General features: G+C 69.2%; 18 protein-coding genes. 12 read left to right on the plus strand and 6 right to left on the minus strand.

Features of this window, described 5'->3' with window-relative positions:
- Positions 1 to 84: 84 nt before the first annotated feature.
- Entirely contained in the window at positions 85 to 885 is an 801-nt protein-coding gene (locus NDI65_RS06985; protein WP_089777350.1) for an aldo/keto reductase, read from the minus strand.
- A gap of 88 nt (positions 886 to 973) precedes the next feature.
- Here NDI65_RS06985 and NDI65_RS06990 point away from each other — a divergent pair, with 88 nt between their 5' ends.
- The 10 genes from NDI65_RS06990 to NDI65_RS07035 all read left to right on the plus strand — a co-directional run bounded on the left by NDI65_RS06990 (position 974) and on the right by NDI65_RS07035 (position 9,393).
- A complete protein-coding gene (locus tag NDI65_RS06990) occupies positions 974 to 1,531 on the plus strand; it encodes a sugar O-acetyltransferase (protein ID WP_089777351.1) in 558 nt (185 codons plus the stop codon).
- Between the two features lie 135 nt (positions 1,532 to 1,666).
- Positions 1,667 to 3,316 (plus strand): CTP synthase (glutamine hydrolyzing), encoded by a 1,650-nt coding sequence (pyrG, locus tag NDI65_RS06995; protein ID WP_089777352.1) that lies wholly within the window; start codon positions 1,667 to 1,669, stop codon positions 3,314 to 3,316.
- Positions 3,316 to 4,233 carry a glutamine-hydrolyzing GMP synthase gene (guaA, locus tag NDI65_RS07000; RefSeq protein ID WP_058569114.1) on the plus strand — a complete coding sequence of 306 codons (918 nt, stop codon included), beginning with the start codon at positions 3,316 to 3,318 and terminating at the stop codon, positions 4,231 to 4,233. Before pyrG ends, guaA begins: the two co-directional genes overlap by 1 nt.
- A complete protein-coding gene (locus NDI65_RS07005) occupies positions 4,230 to 4,550 on the plus strand; it encodes an NAD-binding protein (protein ID WP_089777353.1) in 321 nt (106 codons plus the stop codon). Before guaA ends, NDI65_RS07005 begins: the two co-directional genes overlap by 4 nt.
- 124 nt (positions 4,551 to 4,674) lie before the next feature.
- On the plus strand, positions 4,675 to 5,403 hold the full coding sequence (locus tag NDI65_RS07010) for a DUF4397 domain-containing protein (protein ID WP_089779821.1): 729 nt from the start codon (positions 4,675 to 4,677) through the stop codon (positions 5,401 to 5,403).
- Between the two features lie 111 nt (positions 5,404 to 5,514).
- Complete coding sequence (locus tag NDI65_RS07015) at positions 5,515 to 6,477, plus strand: beta-ribofuranosylaminobenzene 5'-phosphate synthase family protein (protein ID WP_089777354.1); 963 nt, start codon at positions 5,515 to 5,517, stop codon at positions 6,475 to 6,477.
- A 115-nt stretch (positions 6,478 to 6,592) separates the two neighbouring features.
- On the plus strand, positions 6,593 to 7,429 hold the full coding sequence (locus NDI65_RS07020; protein ID WP_089777355.1) for an HTR-like protein: 837 nt from the start codon (positions 6,593 to 6,595) through the stop codon (positions 7,427 to 7,429).
- A gap of 81 nt (positions 7,430 to 7,510) precedes the next feature.
- The gene (locus NDI65_RS07025; protein ID WP_089777356.1) at positions 7,511 to 8,452 is read left to right on the plus strand and encodes a hypothetical protein; all 942 of its coding nucleotides are present in this window, start codon (positions 7,511 to 7,513) and stop codon (positions 8,450 to 8,452) included.
- A gap of 15 nt (positions 8,453 to 8,467) precedes the next feature.
- Positions 8,468 to 9,016 (plus strand): hypothetical protein, encoded by a 549-nt coding sequence (locus tag NDI65_RS07030; RefSeq protein WP_089777357.1) that lies wholly within the window; start codon positions 8,468 to 8,470, stop codon positions 9,014 to 9,016.
- Positions 9,017 to 9,063: 47 nt separating this feature from the next.
- Complete coding sequence (locus tag NDI65_RS07035; protein ID WP_004042747.1) at positions 9,064 to 9,393, plus strand: transcription factor S; 330 nt, start codon at positions 9,064 to 9,066, stop codon at positions 9,391 to 9,393.
- A gap of 54 nt (positions 9,394 to 9,447) precedes the next feature.
- Here NDI65_RS07035 and NDI65_RS07040 read toward each other — a convergent pair whose 3' ends face one another.
- Entirely contained in the window at positions 9,448 to 10,533 is a 1,086-nt protein-coding gene (locus NDI65_RS07040; protein ID WP_089779823.1) for a hypothetical protein, read from the minus strand.
- A gap of 122 nt (positions 10,534 to 10,655) precedes the next feature.
- On the minus strand, positions 10,656 to 11,285 hold the full coding sequence (locus NDI65_RS07045; protein WP_310893505.1) for a dienelactone hydrolase family protein: 630 nt from the start codon (positions 11,283 to 11,285) through the stop codon (positions 10,656 to 10,658).
- Between the two features lie 54 nt (positions 11,286 to 11,339).
- Here NDI65_RS07045 and NDI65_RS07050 point away from each other — a divergent pair, with 54 nt between their 5' ends.
- Together NDI65_RS07050 and NDI65_RS07055 are read left to right on the plus strand one after the other, a co-directional pair.
- A complete protein-coding gene (locus tag NDI65_RS07050; protein ID WP_089777359.1) occupies positions 11,340 to 12,176 on the plus strand; it encodes a PspA/IM30 family protein in 837 nt (278 codons plus the stop codon).
- 55 nt (positions 12,177 to 12,231) lie between these two features.
- Complete coding sequence (locus NDI65_RS07055; RefSeq protein WP_089777360.1) at positions 12,232 to 13,317, plus strand: hypothetical protein; 1,086 nt, start codon at positions 12,232 to 12,234, stop codon at positions 13,315 to 13,317.
- Between the two features lie 33 nt (positions 13,318 to 13,350).
- Here NDI65_RS07055 and NDI65_RS07060 read toward each other — a convergent pair whose 3' ends face one another.
- The 3 genes from NDI65_RS07060 to NDI65_RS07070 all read right to left on the minus strand — a co-directional run bounded on the left by NDI65_RS07060 (position 13,351) and on the right by NDI65_RS07070 (position 16,470).
- Complete coding sequence (locus tag NDI65_RS07060) at positions 13,351 to 14,388, minus strand: dipeptide epimerase (protein ID WP_310893506.1); 1,038 nt, start codon at positions 14,386 to 14,388, stop codon at positions 13,351 to 13,353.
- A complete protein-coding gene (locus tag NDI65_RS07065) occupies positions 14,389 to 15,414 on the minus strand; it encodes a DUF1611 domain-containing protein (RefSeq protein WP_310893507.1) in 1,026 nt (341 codons plus the stop codon).
- A 126-nt stretch (positions 15,415 to 15,540) separates the two neighbouring features.
- The gene (locus tag NDI65_RS07070) at positions 15,541 to 16,470 is read right to left on the minus strand and encodes a Vms1/Ankzf1 family peptidyl-tRNA hydrolase (protein WP_310893508.1); all 930 of its coding nucleotides are present in this window, start codon (positions 16,468 to 16,470) and stop codon (positions 15,541 to 15,543) included.
- Positions 16,471 to 16,479 lie beyond the last annotated feature (9 nt).

Raw genomic sequence — 16,479 nt, forward strand, 5'->3', positions numbered from 1 at the left:
GAATACGAGACACAGGCCGGTCGTACGCGACGAAAATGAGCGTTTCAGCGTCGCCGCCGACGGCCGGGGACAGGTCGGCTCAACTCAGGCGCGGTTCCACGGCGCTTCGTCGAAGTCGACGATGCGGTGGGTCGAATCGAGGCCGTCGATGGCGGCCACGTCCTCGTCGTCGAGGTCGAGGTCGAGCGCGGCGAAGTTGTCGCGGATGTGGTCGGGCGAGGCGGCCTTCGGGATGGGCGTCGCGCCCTTTTCCATCAGCCACGCGAGGGCGACCTGCGCGGGCGACGCGTCGTGCTTCTCGGCGATATCGACGATGACCTCCTCGTCGGCGACCCGATTGCGCGCGATGGGCGAGTAGGCGACCAGTCGGTGGTCGCGGTCCGCGGCGAACTCGCGGAGTTCGGTCTGCTGGAGCATCGGGTGCATCTCGACCTGGTGGGCGAACACCGGCGCGTCGAGCGTCTCGATGGCCGATTCGAGCTGGTCGGGTCGGAAGTTGCTCAGGCCGACGCGGCCGATGACGCCCGCCTCGACGAGTTCGTCGAGGGCCGCGAGCGTCTCGTCCTCGTCGTAGCTGTCGAGCGGCCAGTGGACGTACAGCAGGTCGATGGTGTCGACGCCGAGTTTCTCGGCGGACTCGCGGGCCGTCTCCAGCACGTCGTCGTAGCCGAGGTTGTCGGTGTCGAGCTTCGTCGCCACGAACACGTCGTCGACGTCCACGTCGGACTCGGCGAGCCCCTCGCCGACGAACTCCTCGTTGTGGTACATCTGGGCCGTGTCGACGTGGCGGTAGCCGGCGTCGAGGGCGGTCTTCACGGCCTCGACGCACTCGTCGCGGTCTTCGAGTTTGTACGTCCCGAAGCCGAGTCGCGGGAAGTCCTTCATACACGGACGGTTGCGACCGGGCGAGTCAAACCCTGCGGTTGCGGAAGCCGTGGATACACTTACCACCCACCCGCCAGTTATCGCCGGTATGCCCTCCGAGAAGGAGAAGATGCTCGCCGGCGACCCGTACGACGCGAGCGACCCGGAACTCGTCGCCGAGCGCGAGCGCGCGCGTCGACTCACGCGCCAGTTCAACGAGACCGACGAGACGCAGACCGAGCGCCGCGAGGAACTGATTCGTGAGCTGTTCGGGGAGGTCGGCGAGTCGTTCGGAATCGAACCGCCGTTCCGCTGTGACTACGGCTACAACGTCCGCGTCGGCGAGAACTTCTTCGCCAACTTCGACTGCGTCTTCCTCGACGTCTGTCCCATCACTATCGGCGACAACTGCCAGCTCGGGCCGGGGGTGCACGTCTACACGGCGACCCACCCGCTCGACGCCGCGGAGCGAATCAAAGGCCCCGAGTCGGGCGAGCCGGTGACAATCGGCGACAACGCGTGGCTCGGCGGGCGGGCGGTCGTCAACCCCGGCGTCACCATCGGCGACGACGCGGTGGTCGCCTCGGGCGCGGTCGTCACGAGGGACGTTCCCGACTCGGTGGTCGTCGGCGGCAACCCGGCGCGAGTCATTAAAAGGCTGGACTGACCGGGCACGCGCCGTCGAGTCGGCGTCGTCGCCGCGTCGCCGTCGCGCGATTCTCGCGGATTCGGGAGCGTGCGGTGCTCTGGCACACGATGTTCCCTCCGAAATGGTTTTGAAGTACGCTCGCACACGGTCAGTATGCCGACGGACGAATACGACCCAGAGATGGGGCGCAAGTTCATTTTCGTAACCGGGGGTGTCATGTCCGGCCTCGGGAAGGGTATCACGGCCGCGAGCACCGGCCGACTCCTGAAGAACGCCGGGTTCGACGTCACCGCGGTCAAGATAGACCCGTACCTGAACGTCGACGCCGGGACGATGAACCCCTACGAGCACGGGGAGGTGTACGTCCTGAAAGACGGCGCGGAAGTCGACCTCGACCTCGGGAACTACGAGCGGTTCCTCGGCGTCGATATGACCGCCGACCACAACATCACGACGGGTAAGACCTACCAGCACGTCATCCAGAAGGAGCGCGACGGCGACTACCTCGGGAAGACGGTCCAGATCATCCCGCACGTCACGGAGGACATCAAGCGCCGCATCCGCGAGGCGGCCGAGGGAACCGACGTGTGTATCGTCGAGGTCGGCGGCACCGTCGGCGACATCGAGTCGATGCCGTTCCTCGAATCGCTCCGCCAGTTCGCCTCCGAGGAGGAGGAAGGCGACGTGCTCTTTACGCACGTCACGCTCGTCCCCTACTCGAAGAACGGCGAGCAGAAGACGAAGCCCACCCAGCACTCCGTCAAGGAGCTTCGGAGCATCGGCCTCCAGCCCGACATCCTCGTCGGCCGCGCCGACGACAAGCTCGAACCGGCGACGAAGACCAAAATCGCGCAGTTCTGCGACGTGCCGGACGCCGCCGTGTTCTCCAACCCCGACGTGCCGGACATCTACCACGTCCCGCTGATGGTCGAAGAGGAGGGCCTCGACGAGTACGTCATGGAGCGCCTCGGCATCGCCGACGAGGCGCTGCCGAAGGCAGAGCGCGACAACCGCTGGCGCGAGCTCGTCACGGCCGACCGAACCGGCTCGGTCGACATCGCGCTCGTCGGCAAGTACGCCCTCGAAGACGCCTACATGTCCATCCACGAGGCGCTCAAGCACGCGGGCATCGAGTGCGGCGTCGACGTGAACATCCTCTGGGTCGACTCCGACGAGATGCTCGACAAGCACGAAGAGCGCCTGAAGGACGCCGACGGCGTCGTCGTCCCCGGCGGCTTCGGCTCCCGCGGAACCGGGGGCAAAATCGAGGCCATCCGCTACGCCCGAGAGAACGACGTCCCCTTCCTCGGTCTCTGTCTGGGCTTCCAGATGGCCGTCGTCGAGCAGGCCCGGAACGTCCTCGGCCACGACGAGGCCCACTCGGCCGAACTCGACCCCGACACGCCCTACCCGGTCATCGACCTCCTGCCCGAGCAGTACGAGGTCGACGAGATGGGCGGCACGATGCGCCTCGGCGCGCACGACACCGACATCGACGCCGGCACGCTCGCGGAGGCGGTGTACGGCGACACCTCCTGTACGGAGCGCCACCGCCACCGCTACGAGGTGAACCCCGAACTCATCGACGAGCTCGAATCCGAGGGGCTCCGCTTCTCCGGCCGCGCCGAAAACCGCATGGAGATTCTCGAACTGACCGACCACCCGTTCTTCTTCGGGACGCAGTTCCACCCCGAGTTCCGCTCCCGACCCGACCGCGCGAGCCCGCCGTTCCTCGGCTTCCTCCGCGCGGTCCTCGGCGAACTCGACGCGCGCGAACTCGGCAACGAAGAGGTGACAGCATAATGGTAAACGTAGACGAATTCATCGAAGACGCGACCGAATCGATTCGCGACCAAATCGGCGACGAACACGCCATCATCGCCCTCTCGGGCGGCGTGGACTCCTCCGTCGCCGCGACGCTCGCCTACGAGGCCGTCGGCGAGCAGCTCACCCCGGTCTACGTCGACACCGGCCTGATGCGCAAAGGCGAGACCGAGCAGATTGCGGACACCTTCTCCTTCATGGAGAGCCTCCGCGTCGTCGACGCCCGCGACCGCTTTTTCGACGCCCTCGAAGGCGTCGTCGACCCCGAGGAAAAGCGCAAGGTCATCGGCGAGCAGTTCATCCGCGAGTTCGAGCGCGAGGCCAAGGAGACCGACGCCCAGTACCTCGTGCAGGGGACCATCTACCCCGACCGCATCGAGTCCGAGGGCAACATCAAGTCCCACCACAACGTCGGCGGCCTGCCGGACGTGGTGGACTTCGAGGGCATCGTCGAACCCGTCCGCGACCTCTACAAGGACGAGGTCCGCGAGGTCGCCCGCGCGCTCGGCCTCGAATCCATCATCGCCGAGCGGATGCCGTTCCCGGGGCCGGGCCTCGCGGTCCGCGTCCTCGGCGAAGTCACGCCCGAGAAGGTGCAGGTCGCCCGCGACGCGTGTCACGTCGTCGAAGACGAGACCGAAAAGCACGACCCGTGGCAGGCGTTCGCCGCCGTCATCGGCAAGGGCACCGGCGTCAAGGGTGACAACCGCGTCCACGGCTGGATCGTCTCCGTGCGCTCCGTGGAGTCGCGCGACGGCATGACCGCCCGCGCGCAGGAACTGCCGTGGGACACCCTCCAGCGCATCCAGTCGCGCATCACCGGGACGAACGAGAACGTCGCCCGCGTCGTCTACGACGTGACCCACAAACCGCCGGCGACCATCGAGTACGAATGACGACTGCAGTCGTCGCGGGGACCGACCCCGACGGACTCGGAGAAGCGTTAGAAGACGAGGGCGCGACGGTCGTCCGCGTCACGGGCATCGCCTCCGCCGACTCGCTCGGCGAGGCCGGCATCGAGGACGCCGACCTGCTCGTGCTCACCGACATGGACGACGCGACGGCCATCGCGGTGGCGAAAGAGCTGAACCCCGACGTGCGCGTCGTGACCTACGCCTACGACACCCTTCCGGAGTTCGCCAAGGGGCAGGCCGACCTCGCAATCGACCCGAACCTGCTCGCGGTCGACGTGGTCGCCGAAGAACTCGTCTGAGACGGTCAGGAAACCCCGACCGTCTCGATACGCCGACTTTCTTGCAATATTTTAGTTGTGCAAATATTGATATCATCACGGTCCTTCATGACGGTTGCAGATGTCGTCCTTCTCCCGACGAACGATGCTGAAGAGCCTCGGCGCGACCGGTCTCCTGCTCGCAGGCGGCGCGACCACCGCGGCGGCACGCCCCGGCGGCGTCGCCGCGGGTGACGCGCGGTTCCGAGTCGGCCACTTCTCGCCCGACGCGCCCCCCGTAGACGTGTACGTGAACGGCGACCCGTTCCCCGGCCTGCAGGGCGTCCCGTTCGGCGTTCTCTCCGACTACTTCACCGTCCCGGCGGGGACGTATCAGGTCGAGGTCACGCCCGCGGGCGACGCCTCGACGGTCGTCATCGACACCGAGGTCACGCTCCGTCGCAACCGCGATTACACCGTCGCGGCGACGGGCGTGCTCGACGACATTGCGGCCGTCGCGCTCACGGACACGAACCGCCCGGCCCCGTACGGCAAGGCCAGCGTCCGCGTCGCGCACTTCTCGCCCGACGCGCCGGAGGTCGATATCGTCGTCGCGGGCGGCCCGACGCTGTTTCCGGGACTGGCGTTCGGCGACGTCTCGGACTACGAGACGGTCACCGCCGGGACGTACGACCTGCAGGTCGTCCTCTCGTCTGACGGGACGGTCGTGCTCGACCTCCCCGGAACGACGCTCGCCGGCGGCCGAACCTACTCGGTGTTCGCAATCGGCTTCGCCACCGGCGGGTCGCCCGGATTCAGCGTCCTCCCCGTCGTCGACGCCGTCTCGCCCGCCCGCGACCCGCCGACCAACGGGGATGTCTGTCGCGTGCGCTGAGTCGATACCGCCCGCCGCGAGAGTCGAAACCGCCCGACAGCGGCGGGTGACTCCGGCCCGCGTTGCCATGGTCGAAACCCCCTTTTGGCGTCCCCGCCGATAGCCGGTGACATGGTTCGGGTCTCGACCGGCGCGCGCATCCACTTCGGCTTCCTCAATCTGAGCCTCGCCCGCGACCGCCTCTACGGCGGCGTCGGCGTCGCGCTCGACGAGCCGCGGGTGGTCGTCGCCGCCGAGCCCGCGGCCGACGTTCGGTGTCGGCATCCCGCCGCCCGCGAGTACGCCGAGCGCGCGGTCGAACTCCTCGGCGTCGAGGGCGTCGACGTGTCGGTCGAGCGCTCCCTGCCGCGACACGCCGGCCTCGGGAGCGGGACACAGCTCGCGCTCGCGGTGTTGCGGGCGGTCGCGGCCGCCACCGACCGCGAGGCCGACGTGCGCCGCCTCGCCCCCGAGATGGGTCGCGGCGGCCGCTCCGGCGTCGGGGTCGCCACGTTCGAAGCCGGCGGGGCCGTCCTCGACGCGGGCCACCCGACCGCGCGCTTCACCACCGACCGCCCGGAAGACGGCTCGTGGTCGGTGCCGGCGGTCGCCGCCCGACACGAGATACCCGACCGCTGGCGGTTCCTGCTCGTCGTGCCCGACGCCGACCCCGGCCGCAACGGCGCGGCCGAGGAGTCGAGCATGCGCTCCGTCGTCGAGCGCGCGGACGCGCAGACCGGCGACCGAATCGCCGGTATCGTCACGCGCCGGCTCCTCCCGGCGCTCGCCGAGGGGTCCGCCGAGCGCTTCGGCGAGGCCGTCGAGTCCGTCGGCCGGCTCAACGGGACGTGGTACGCCGACGAGCAGGGCGGCGTCTACCGGCCGCCGGTCGGCGCGCTCGTCTCGTCGCTGTCGGAGTCGCCCGTCGTCTACGGCGCGGGCCAGTCGTCGTGGGGGCCGACCGTCTACGGCGTGACCGACGCCGACCACGTCGACGAAGCGGTCGAGGCGGGCCGGGCGGCGCTGGCCGCCGCCGATATCGACGGCACCGTCTCCGTCGCCCGCGGGCGGAACCGCGGCGCGCGCGTCGAGTGAATGCGGGTGTGAGCGAACGGGTGTGAGCGTCGCGGGGCGGGTGGGAGATGGCGACCGCGACGGCCCCACCGCGCTCCCCGAAACGCCTAACCGACGCGGCCGAGTCGGATGCGGTATGTCTCAGATCCCCTTCGGCGTCCCCCGCCTCGACAGCATCATCGGCGGCGGCGCACCCCCGGGGAACGTCGTGCTCCTCGCGGGCGAGTCCGGCGCGGGCGCTCGGGAGTTCCTCTACACGAGCGCGACGATGAACGCCCTCTCGCACACCGACGAGGAGCTGTTCGACCTCCACTACGGCTCGCTCGCGGACACCGCGACGCCGCCGCCGGAGATTCACTACGTCTCGTTTACCGGCGGCGAGGAGTACCTGCGCCGCGAGATGGGCTACACGATGGACGACGAGGTCGTCGAGTCCGCGGTCGAACACATCGAGTTCCACGACCTCTCGCCGGAGTACTTCCAGCTCAGCCCGATTCCGCGCGAGTGGTACCTCGGCCAGCCGACGAGGTTAGAGGACCTCGGCCACCGACACAACCGCGACTCCGTGTTGGGCGCGCTGGGAAGCACCCTGAGCGAACACGCCTCCGGTAACCTCGTCCTCATCGACTCCCTGACCGACCTCGTGGCCAGCCAGTCCGACGAGGTGACGTGGTCGGACATCGCGATGGTCATCAAGGGGCTGGAGAAGGCCTCCTACCAGTGGGGCGGGCTCATCCTCGTGCTCGCGAGCACCGAGGCGCTCTCGAAGACCGAACTCGGCGTCCTCAAGGGCGCGACCGGCGGAACGCTGCTTTTCGAGTGGGAGTCCGGCGGGTCGAAGCGCGCGCGGACGATGGTCGTCCAGGAGTTCCGCGGCGTGCTCGCCCGACTGGAGAGCGAGAACATCGTGCAGTTCGAGACCGAAATCAACGAGAGCGGCCTCGACGTGAGCGACGTGCGGAAGATTCGCTGAGCGAACCGGCTCGGCGGTCGTGCGACGGCGCGTCGGACTCGGGGATAGTTCTTAAGGCCACGCGGACAAACTGGCACGAAGATGCAAGGGGAAGACGGGGCGTCGCTCCCAGACGACCTCCGAACGTGGGTCGAGGCGCGCGCCGACGAGGAGGGCGTCGACCCGGAGACGGTGCTCGCGCGGGCGCTCGGGACCTACAGGCTCGCCGTGAGCGACGCGGGCGAATCGCTCGACGACGCGGACGCGGTACCGGGCCGGCTCGACGGCGTCGAAGAACGCGTCGTGGAACTCGAAGGCGAACTGGACGAGAAGTTAGCCGACGTGCGGACGCGCGTCGTCCAGGTCAAACGCGAGGCCGACGAGAAAGCGCCGCGCGACCACGCACACCCCGAGTTGGACGGCGAACTCGACCGGCTGGCCGACGACGTGCACGCGGTTCGCAACCGCGTGGCCGACCTCGACGACCGACTCGACGCCGGCTTCGAGAACTTCGAGGAGATTCTCAGCTACCTCGACGAGACGACGGCGACGCTCGACGAGAACCTCCGGACGGTCGCGCGGACGCTCCTCCACCTCCGCGGGCGGGTGGCGGACCTCGAAGCCGCCGACCTCGAACGGACGGCGCTCGCCGAACTCCTCCGTTCGGCGAACGCGGCCGGCGAGAAGAAAGCGCGATGTGAGGAGTGCGACGCGACCGTCCACCTCGACCTGCTCGCCGAGCCTCGCTGTCCGTCGTGTCGGACTCCCTTCCGCGAACTGTCGTCGTCGCCCGGGTTCTTCGGGTCGGCGACGCTCCACACCGGCCGGCTCCCCGCGCTGGAGGCGGCCGACTCGTCCGGCGCGACCGACGAGGTCGAAGACCTGCTCGACGAGGCCATCGCCGACGAGCGGGACGCCGACGCCGATTCGGACGCGGACGACGATTCCAGCGACGAGCGCGACCAGCCCCCCGCCGCCCGGGAGGAGGAGTCGACCCAGCGGGGTGCCGGTACCGCGGCGGGGAGCGAACACGGCGGCGACTGAGAGCCCACGAAGACGATGACCGACGACAACGACCCCACGGACGACGCGGCGAGAGACGACCCGTATACCTTCGGCGACCGCGGTGAACGGCCCGAGCGCGACGACCCGACGGACGGCGCGTCCGACGCCGAAAACACCCCGGAAGCGGACCGCGGCGGACGCAACGGCGACGCCGATTCGGCCCCGCTTTCGGACCTCGCGGGGCGCGTGGCCGAGCGCCGCAACCGCTCGCGCGTCACCGACCAGCGCGACGACGTGACCGAACTCTTCGAGTCGGTCGAGGTCGGCGACCTCGACCGCGACGACGTGTGGACCTCGCTCGTCGAGGGCGGCGACGACGCGGAGGCCGAGACCGTCGGCGTCGGTGCCGAGGCCACCCCGGTCGACGCCACCGAGAGCGTTTCGGACCACGTCGTCCCCAAAGCCGAGTTCTGCCAGCGCTGCGAGCACTTCGGCGAACCCCCGGAACTCGCGTGCCACCACGAGGGGACGGCCATCGTCGAACTCGAAGACAGCGACCGCTTCCGGGTGCGGAACTGCCCGATGGTCGAGCGAGACGACTGACGCCGCGGAGTGACAGCTTCTTTGCCCTCGGTCCGCTACCGGCGGGTATGCAGTTCTGCGACGAGTGCGGTTCGATGATGGTGAGCCAGAACGGCGCGATGACCTGCACGAACGACGACTGCGGGGGGACCGCCGAGCGCGACGAGGAGCTCGCGGCGGAGTTCGTCTCCACCGAGGCGCAGTCGGGCGACGAACTCATCGAGACCGAAGAGGGCGCGGAGTTCGAGGGCAAGCCGACCGCGAAGGACGTTCACTGCGACGACTGCGGCCACACGAAAGCGTGGTACACCATCAAGCAGACCGGGTCGGCCGACGAACCACCGACGCGGTTCTTTAAATGTCAGGAATGTGGGTATCGGTGGCGAGAGTACAACTGAAAGACTGACTGTCCCTCTGTCTTAACGCTCACGCACCAAGTCCCGAGAGCCGAATCACCCCTCACCCAACTCCGCGGCCGTCACCGCCCCCGGCCCGTCCTCAACTTCCTCTTCGGCATCGCTCGCGAGCGCGTAGCCGTAGGGAACGAGCAACAGGCTCCCGAACCAGCCGACGACGAGGCCGAGCGCGCCGAAAATCGTCCCGACGAGGCCGATTGCGACGGCGTCGGCCGCGACGACGACCGCGACGAGCGCGACGCTCCAGCCGACGAGCGACTTCCACGACCCGCGGCGGATGCAGAAGCCGGCGAACAGGCCGAAGGCGGTCACGACGCCGATACCGGGGATGAGGACGTAGCGCATGCCGAGCGACCCGGTGTTGGTGAGCGTCGTCGCCAGCCACATGGCGACGAGCGTGCCGGGAACGACCAGTACGGCGGTTCGGCGGTCCAGCGGGCGGGCGCGTCGGTGAATCCGGAACGCACCGAGGAGGCCGAGACCCGCGACGGTGTACGCCCAGCCGATGGGGTTGAACAGGAACCCGCCGATAATGGCGAGGAAGCTCCCCAGAATCTCGCCCTCGTTCGCCGGGTGGACGAGGTAGTGCGCGTCGTCGCGCTCGTAGAGCCCCGGCATGACGAACGTACTGTTGGTGACGGTGCCGCCGTCGATGGCCTCGCGGACGTCGGCGCTGGCGTTCGAGGCGGGCGTCGAAACCGCGGCGGAAACGGTCTCCCAGTCGGTCGGGTCGAGTTCGATGGTCGCGTGAACCGGGTCGCCAGAGACGTTCAGCGAGAGGCGGTAGTACCGGCCGTCGTAAGCGGCGAACTCGGCGTCTTCGTTCACGTCCGAGAGGGTCATGTACGCCTCGGGTTCGATGTCGCCGTCGTACCGGCCGGTGCGGGCGGCGGTGGCGACCGGTTCGCGGAGTTGCGGCGTCTCGTTTACCGTCTCGTCGAGGTTGACCACGTCGGGGTCGTAGTGGGCGACGAGGCCGGGCGGCGAGTCGGCGGTCACCGGGTCGGCTTCGTACGTCGATTCGAGCGACGAGGTGGAGGTTGCGACGGCGAACGACTGGCTCAACGCGACGCCGACGAGGAGGAGGGCGACGACGGCGGCGAGTCGTTTGCGGGGGACCATACGCCCGGTTTCGGAGCCGAGCCAAAAGTGTCGTTCGGTCGAACGGTCGCGGTCGGTGCGTCTCGCGTCATTTCGGCGCGGGTCGATGGCGTCGGAGGCGACCCCGTCGCTCGTCTCCGCTCTCACTCGACGCCGAGGTTCGCGAGGAGGAAGTCGGCGACGGCGGCCGCGACCTTCTCCTCTTGGCCGATGAAGAAGTGGTCGGCCGCGAACTCGACGACGGGTTGGCGGTACTCGCGGGCGCGCTCGACGACGGGTTCCCAGTCGGCGACGTCGTCGCGGGTGCCGTAGACGACCTGCACGGGCACGGGGACGCGGTCGAAGGCGGCGGCCGCGTCGAGGTCGGCGGCGAGTCGCGCGGCGGGGCCGAGCGCGGAGACGGCGTCGACGTCCGCGCCCTCGGCGGCCGCGAGGAGCGCCATCGCGCCGCCGAACGAGAAGCCGAACAGGCCCACGCGGTCGTAGCGTTCCGCGGCCCACTCGACCGCCCGGAGGGTGTCGGCGCGCTCGCCGTAGCCGTCGTCCCACGGGCCGTAATCGAATCGGAGACAGTCGACGCCGCGGGCGGTGAGCGCGTCGCTGACGGCGACGAGACGGGCGTCGCCGCGGTGGCCTTGGTGTTGCGGATGGGGCGGACAGGCGACGACGACCGCATCGGGTCGGGCCGCCGCGTCGTCGCTGGCGTCCCCGCGGGCGCGGTCGAGGGTCGCTCGCACGTCGCGCCCCCCGGGGACGAGAATCGTCTCGGTCATAGAGACAGGTTGCGCTGGTGAGGTTTTAAGCCGAACGTCGCGTAGTAATTGGGTATGGGAATTCTCTCTCGCACGTCGTACGTCATCCGGTCGAAGATAAACGCCCTCCTCAACCGTGCGGAGGACCCGACGGAGACGCTCGACTACTCCTACGAGAAGATGCGCGACGAGCTACAGCAGGTCAAGCAGGGCATCGCCGACCTGACCACCCAGAAGAAGCGACTGGAGATACAGAAGCGCCGCCTCGAAGAGAACGTCGAAAAGCACAACGACCAGGCCCGCGAGGCGGTCCAGCAGGACCGCGAGGACCTCGCCCGCAAGGCGCTCGAAAAGAAGCAGGCCAAGATGAGCCAAATCGAGGAGTTGGAGACGCAGATCGCCAGCCTGCAGGAGACGCAGGACCAACTCGTCAACAAGAAGGACGAACTCCAGAGCCGCATCGAGGAGTTCCGCACGAAAAAGGAGACGATGAAGGCCCGCTACGAGGCCGCCGAGGCGTCGAGCCGCGTCTCCGAGGCGATGACCGGCGTCGGCGACGAGATGGCCGACGTGGGGCGCGCGCTCGAACGCGCCGAGGAGCAGACCGACGAGATGGAGGCCCGCTCCGCCGCGATGGACGAACTGATGGACTCCGGCGCGTTCGACGACGCGCTGTCGGACAAGGACTCCATCGAGCGCGAGCTCGAAGCCGGTCGCTCCAGCGCCGAGGTCGACACCGAACTGGAGACGCTCAAAGCCGAGATGGGCAAGTCGTCCGGGTCGTCGGACGCCGAAGGCGAGAGCGCGGCCGACGCCGACGTGGACGTCGAGACCGAGGTCGCAGACGAGGAGGTCGAGGCCGAACTGGAGGAGCTGAAGAACGAAGAGGAATCGTCGTCGTCGTCGTCGTAAGCCGTCACCGTCGCCGGCCGCCACATCCTTCCGCGTCGACGCCGAACCGAATCGCATGCGGAACGAGAGCGGTGGGTCGTCGGGCGAGCCGAGCGACACGATGAGGGAACGCGGGCGGGCGAGCCGCCTGAAACTCTACCTCTATCTGCGTGCGGACCGACGACTCGTCGCCACCATCCCACTCGCCCTCCTGTTCGTCAGTATCGTCGTGTTCGGCGTTCTCGACCCGAACCCCCTCGCCGAGTCCGTCTCCTCCAAAGACCCCGTCGAGACGCTCGGACAGGGGCTCCTCACGGCCATCGTCACGGGGGTCACGCTCGTCGTCACCATCAACCAACTCGTCCTCTCGCGCGAACTCGGGCCGCTCGGCGACCAGCGCGACCGGATGGAGGGCGCACTGGCGTTCCGAGACGACGTGGCAGAACTGCTCGACGCGCCGGTGGCCCCGCCCGAGCCGTCGGCGTTCCTCCGGGCGCTCGCCTCCGGTATCGGCAACCGCGCCCGAGCCGTCTCCGACGCCGTGGACGCGTCCACCGACGGGAACTCGGCCGAGGAGGCCGACGTGTCGAACGACGACACACAGACGCGCGTCAGCGAGTTCGCGGGCGAGGTCGCACAGAACGCCGACGGCGTCGCCGACAGACTCGACGGCCGGCAGTTCGGGACGTTCGAGGTGCTGTCGGCGGCGCTCGACCTCAACTACTCGTGGAAGATTTACCAGGCGCGACGCCTCATGGAGTCCGGGGGCGACGAACTCTCCGACGAGACGCAACGCGCTCTCGCCGACCTCGTCGACTCGCTGGAGCGATTCGGCCCCGCCCGCGAGCACATCAAGACGCTGTACTTCCGGTGGGAGCTCGTCGACCTCTCGCGGGCGATGTTCTACACCGCCATCCCGGCGCTCGTGGCGAGCCTCTGCGCCGTCCTCTTTCTCGACAACCCGGGGAGCGTCCCCGGTGTCACCCTCGGCGTCGCCAACCTCCTGTGGGTCGTGGCGCTCATCACCGTCGTCTCGTTGACGCCCTTCGCGGTCCTCGGGTCGTACGTCCTCCGAATCGCCACGGTGGCCAAGCGGACGCTCTCTATCGGCCCGTTCGTCCTGCGCTCCGAGACGCGAGAAGACGACTTAGACTGGGAGTGACCCGACGGCCGCGCGGCCGACGGTCGACGCGTCTCAGGTCTCGACCGCGCCGGTTCCGGGCCGGTCGAGCGCGTCGAGGTCGATCCCGCCGTTCGGCATCGGAACGCCCTCGTAGGGGTCGTCGGCGAGGAGGAGCGAGCCGTCGAGGTCGGCGTAGTCGAGGAGCGGCGCGAGGTGACAGCCCGCCGCGATGGCGGCGTTCGTCTCTATCATACAGCCGAGCATGACCTCCAGCCCGTGGGCGCGGGCGGCGTGGATGGCGCGTTTCGCCTCGGTGAGGCCGCCGCACTTCATCAGCTTGAGGTTCGCGATGTCGACGCGGTCGGCGATGTGCGGGATGTCGTCGGCCGTGACGCAGGACTCGTCGGCCGCGATGGGGAGCGCGCCGCGGTCGTAGACGAACTTCAGGCCCTCGCGGTCCTCGGCGGGGACCGGCTGTTCGACGAACTCGACGCCGAAGTCGGCGAGGAACTCGGTCATCTCGACGGCCTCGCGGGGCGTCCACGCCTCGTTTGCGTCGACTCGGACGGTCGCGCCGGGGGCCTCGTCGCGGACGGCCTCGATGATGGCGCGGTCGCGGTCGGTGCCGAGTTTGACCTTGAGCACGTCGTAACCGGCCTCGTAGGCCTCTCTGGTTTTCTCGCGCATCGTGTCGAGGTCGGCGAGGCCGACGGTGTACGACGAGGTGGGCGTCCGCGAGGGGTCGAGTCCCCAGAGGCGGTACAGCGGGACGCCGAGGCGCTTGGCCGCGAGGTCGTGCAGCGCGATGCTCACGGCGGTTCGGGCGGCCGGGTTGCGGCGGACCGTCTCGGCCATCTCGCGCTCGATGCGGTCGATGGCGTGGGCGTCGCCGACCTCCTCGACCACCGAGAGCAGGTCGGGAAGCACGGCCTCGACGGTGTCGGCGGTCTCGCCGTAGTGCGACGACGGGGCGGCCGCGCCGACGCCCGTCATGCCGCCTTCGTCCTCGACGCGGACGACGACGTTCTCGGCTTCGGTCTGGACGCCGCGGGCGATGCCGAACGGCTCCGCGAGCGGCATCGAGACGCGCTCGAACTCGGTCGTGAGCATCTAGAACACCTCGTCGATGAGGTCGGCCGAGCCGAAGCGGACGGGGTCGACCGCGGGGACGCCGAGTTCGTCCGCGAAGGCGTCGACGGCCTCGGCCGCCTCCACGTCGTCGTCGACGTGGGAGGTGTTGAGCATCCCGGCGACCACGTCGGCCTCGTGGACCGGGTCGGCGAGGTTCTCGTACAGCGAGACGTACTCCGAGAGGTCGGGGAGCGCGAACTCCTCGTAGCCGTGAATCGCCTCGCGGGTGGCCTCGTGACAGAGCACGAGCTTGTCGGCCATCGCGCCGTGGAGGATGCCGCAGGTGACCGCGGAGTACGCCGGGTGGACGATGCTCCCTTGACCCTCGACGAACAGCACGTCGTGTTCGTCGCCCTTCTCCAGAATCATCTCCTCGACCGCGCCGGCGGTGAAGTCGCTCACGACGCGGTCGACCGGGTTGCCCCAGCCGGCGATCATGATGCCGGTCTGGCCGGTCGGGATGAAGCCCGCGTCGATGCCGCGCTCGCGGGCGGCCTCGACGAGTTCGAGCGTCGCGGTCATCTTGCCGACCGAGCAGTCGGTGCCGACGGTGAGGACGACTTCGGCGTCCACGTCGGCGGACTTCCCCTGCGCGACGCCGAGGTCGTCGCGGGGCTTGCGGACGTCGTTGATGTCGCAGCCGTGTTCGTCGGCGAGGCGGGCGAACTCCTCGTCTTCGGTGAGGAAGTAGTGGAGGCCGGAGATGAGGTCGCAGCCGCGTTCGAGGGCGGTGCGAACGTCGTCGCGCCACGTCTCGTCGAACGCGCCGCCGATGGGCGAGATGCCGACGAGGAGGGCGTCGGCGTCGGGCGCGTCGGCCATCGAGGCGACGACGGGCACGTCGGGGAGGTCGCGGCGGTGGTCGGCCGCGGAGGTGCCGGGGTTGTCGCGGTCGAGGACGGCCACCACGTCGTAGTCGGCGTACTTCAGAACGCCCGTGGCGGTCTTCGCGCGGTCGGGGAACTTCTCGTGTGCGAGGACGACGACTCGCTGTGGGTCGGTCATACTGGATGCCACTACGTGCCACCCTAAAAGGTGAGGCGATTCGGCGGCGACTGCCGGGTCGCGCCGCCGAGTCGTCTGCGAATATCCGGTGCGTCTCGGGAGAACATCCGCGGCGTCGCCGCCGGCTCAGAGTCGGTACAGCCGCGTCGTCCAGAACTCTCTGGAGGCCTCGGCGAGCGCCGCTTCGGGGTCGCCGCTGGCGTCGACGGTCGCGGTCAGCGCGGCCCGGTCGCGGAACTCGCCGAGGACGGTCCGCTCGCCGAGGACGACGAGGTCGGCGTCGCCGGCGGCACCCGCGCCCGCGCCGGAACCGCCGCCGAGGAACTCGTCGAGCGCCTCGCGACAGCGGTCGAGGTGGTCGTCGATTTGGCCCTCGCGGATGCGCTCGAAGCGAGCCTGCGAGAACCCGCCTTTGGAGTGGGCGGACTTCACGTCGCTCTCGAAGCCCGCGACGAATTCGAGGTCGCCGTCCTCGTAGCGGCCGAGGGCGAACAGGTCGCCGCGGACGAGGGCAACCACGGTTGTTTCGGTCGGGTGGAACCACGCCGGGTCGAGGTCGAAGCCGTCGCTCCAGCGGTCGAAGTCGCCGGGTTGGCGGGGCGGCGAGAGCGCGACGCTCACCAGTCCGGCGTCGTCGGCGAGCGCGACGCAGGGCGCGGCCCGGCGGACGAGCGGGGCGCGGTCGCCGAAGGCGGACTCGGCGGCCGCGGGGAGCGAGCGGTCGTCGGAGACGGCTGCGGTGAGCGCGCCCTCCGCGTCGGTCGAAAACGAATCGAGGCGGGACAGCACCTCGCGGAGGCGGTCGCCCCGAAGGTCCTCGGTCCCGCGGAAGTCGAGGGAGTCGTCGTCGCCCGAGAGGCGTTCCACGCGGTCTTCGAGTTCCGTGACGCGGTCTTCGAGGCGATTGACCTCTTTCTCGGCCTCCTGTCGGGCGCGGGCCGCCTCCTTCCGGCGCTCGGACTCGCCCTCCAGACGCCCGGCTAACGCGTCGCGTTCGTCTTCCAACTCGGCGATGCGTTCTTTGAGTTCGGCTCGGCCCAACAACTCGTCCAGCATACACGGACG

Origin of the sequence: Haloferax sp. S2CR25 (assembly GCF_031624535.1) — an archaeon.
Taxonomy (GTDB): Archaea; Halobacteriota; Halobacteria; order Halobacteriales; family Haloferacaceae; genus Haloferax; species Haloferax massiliensis.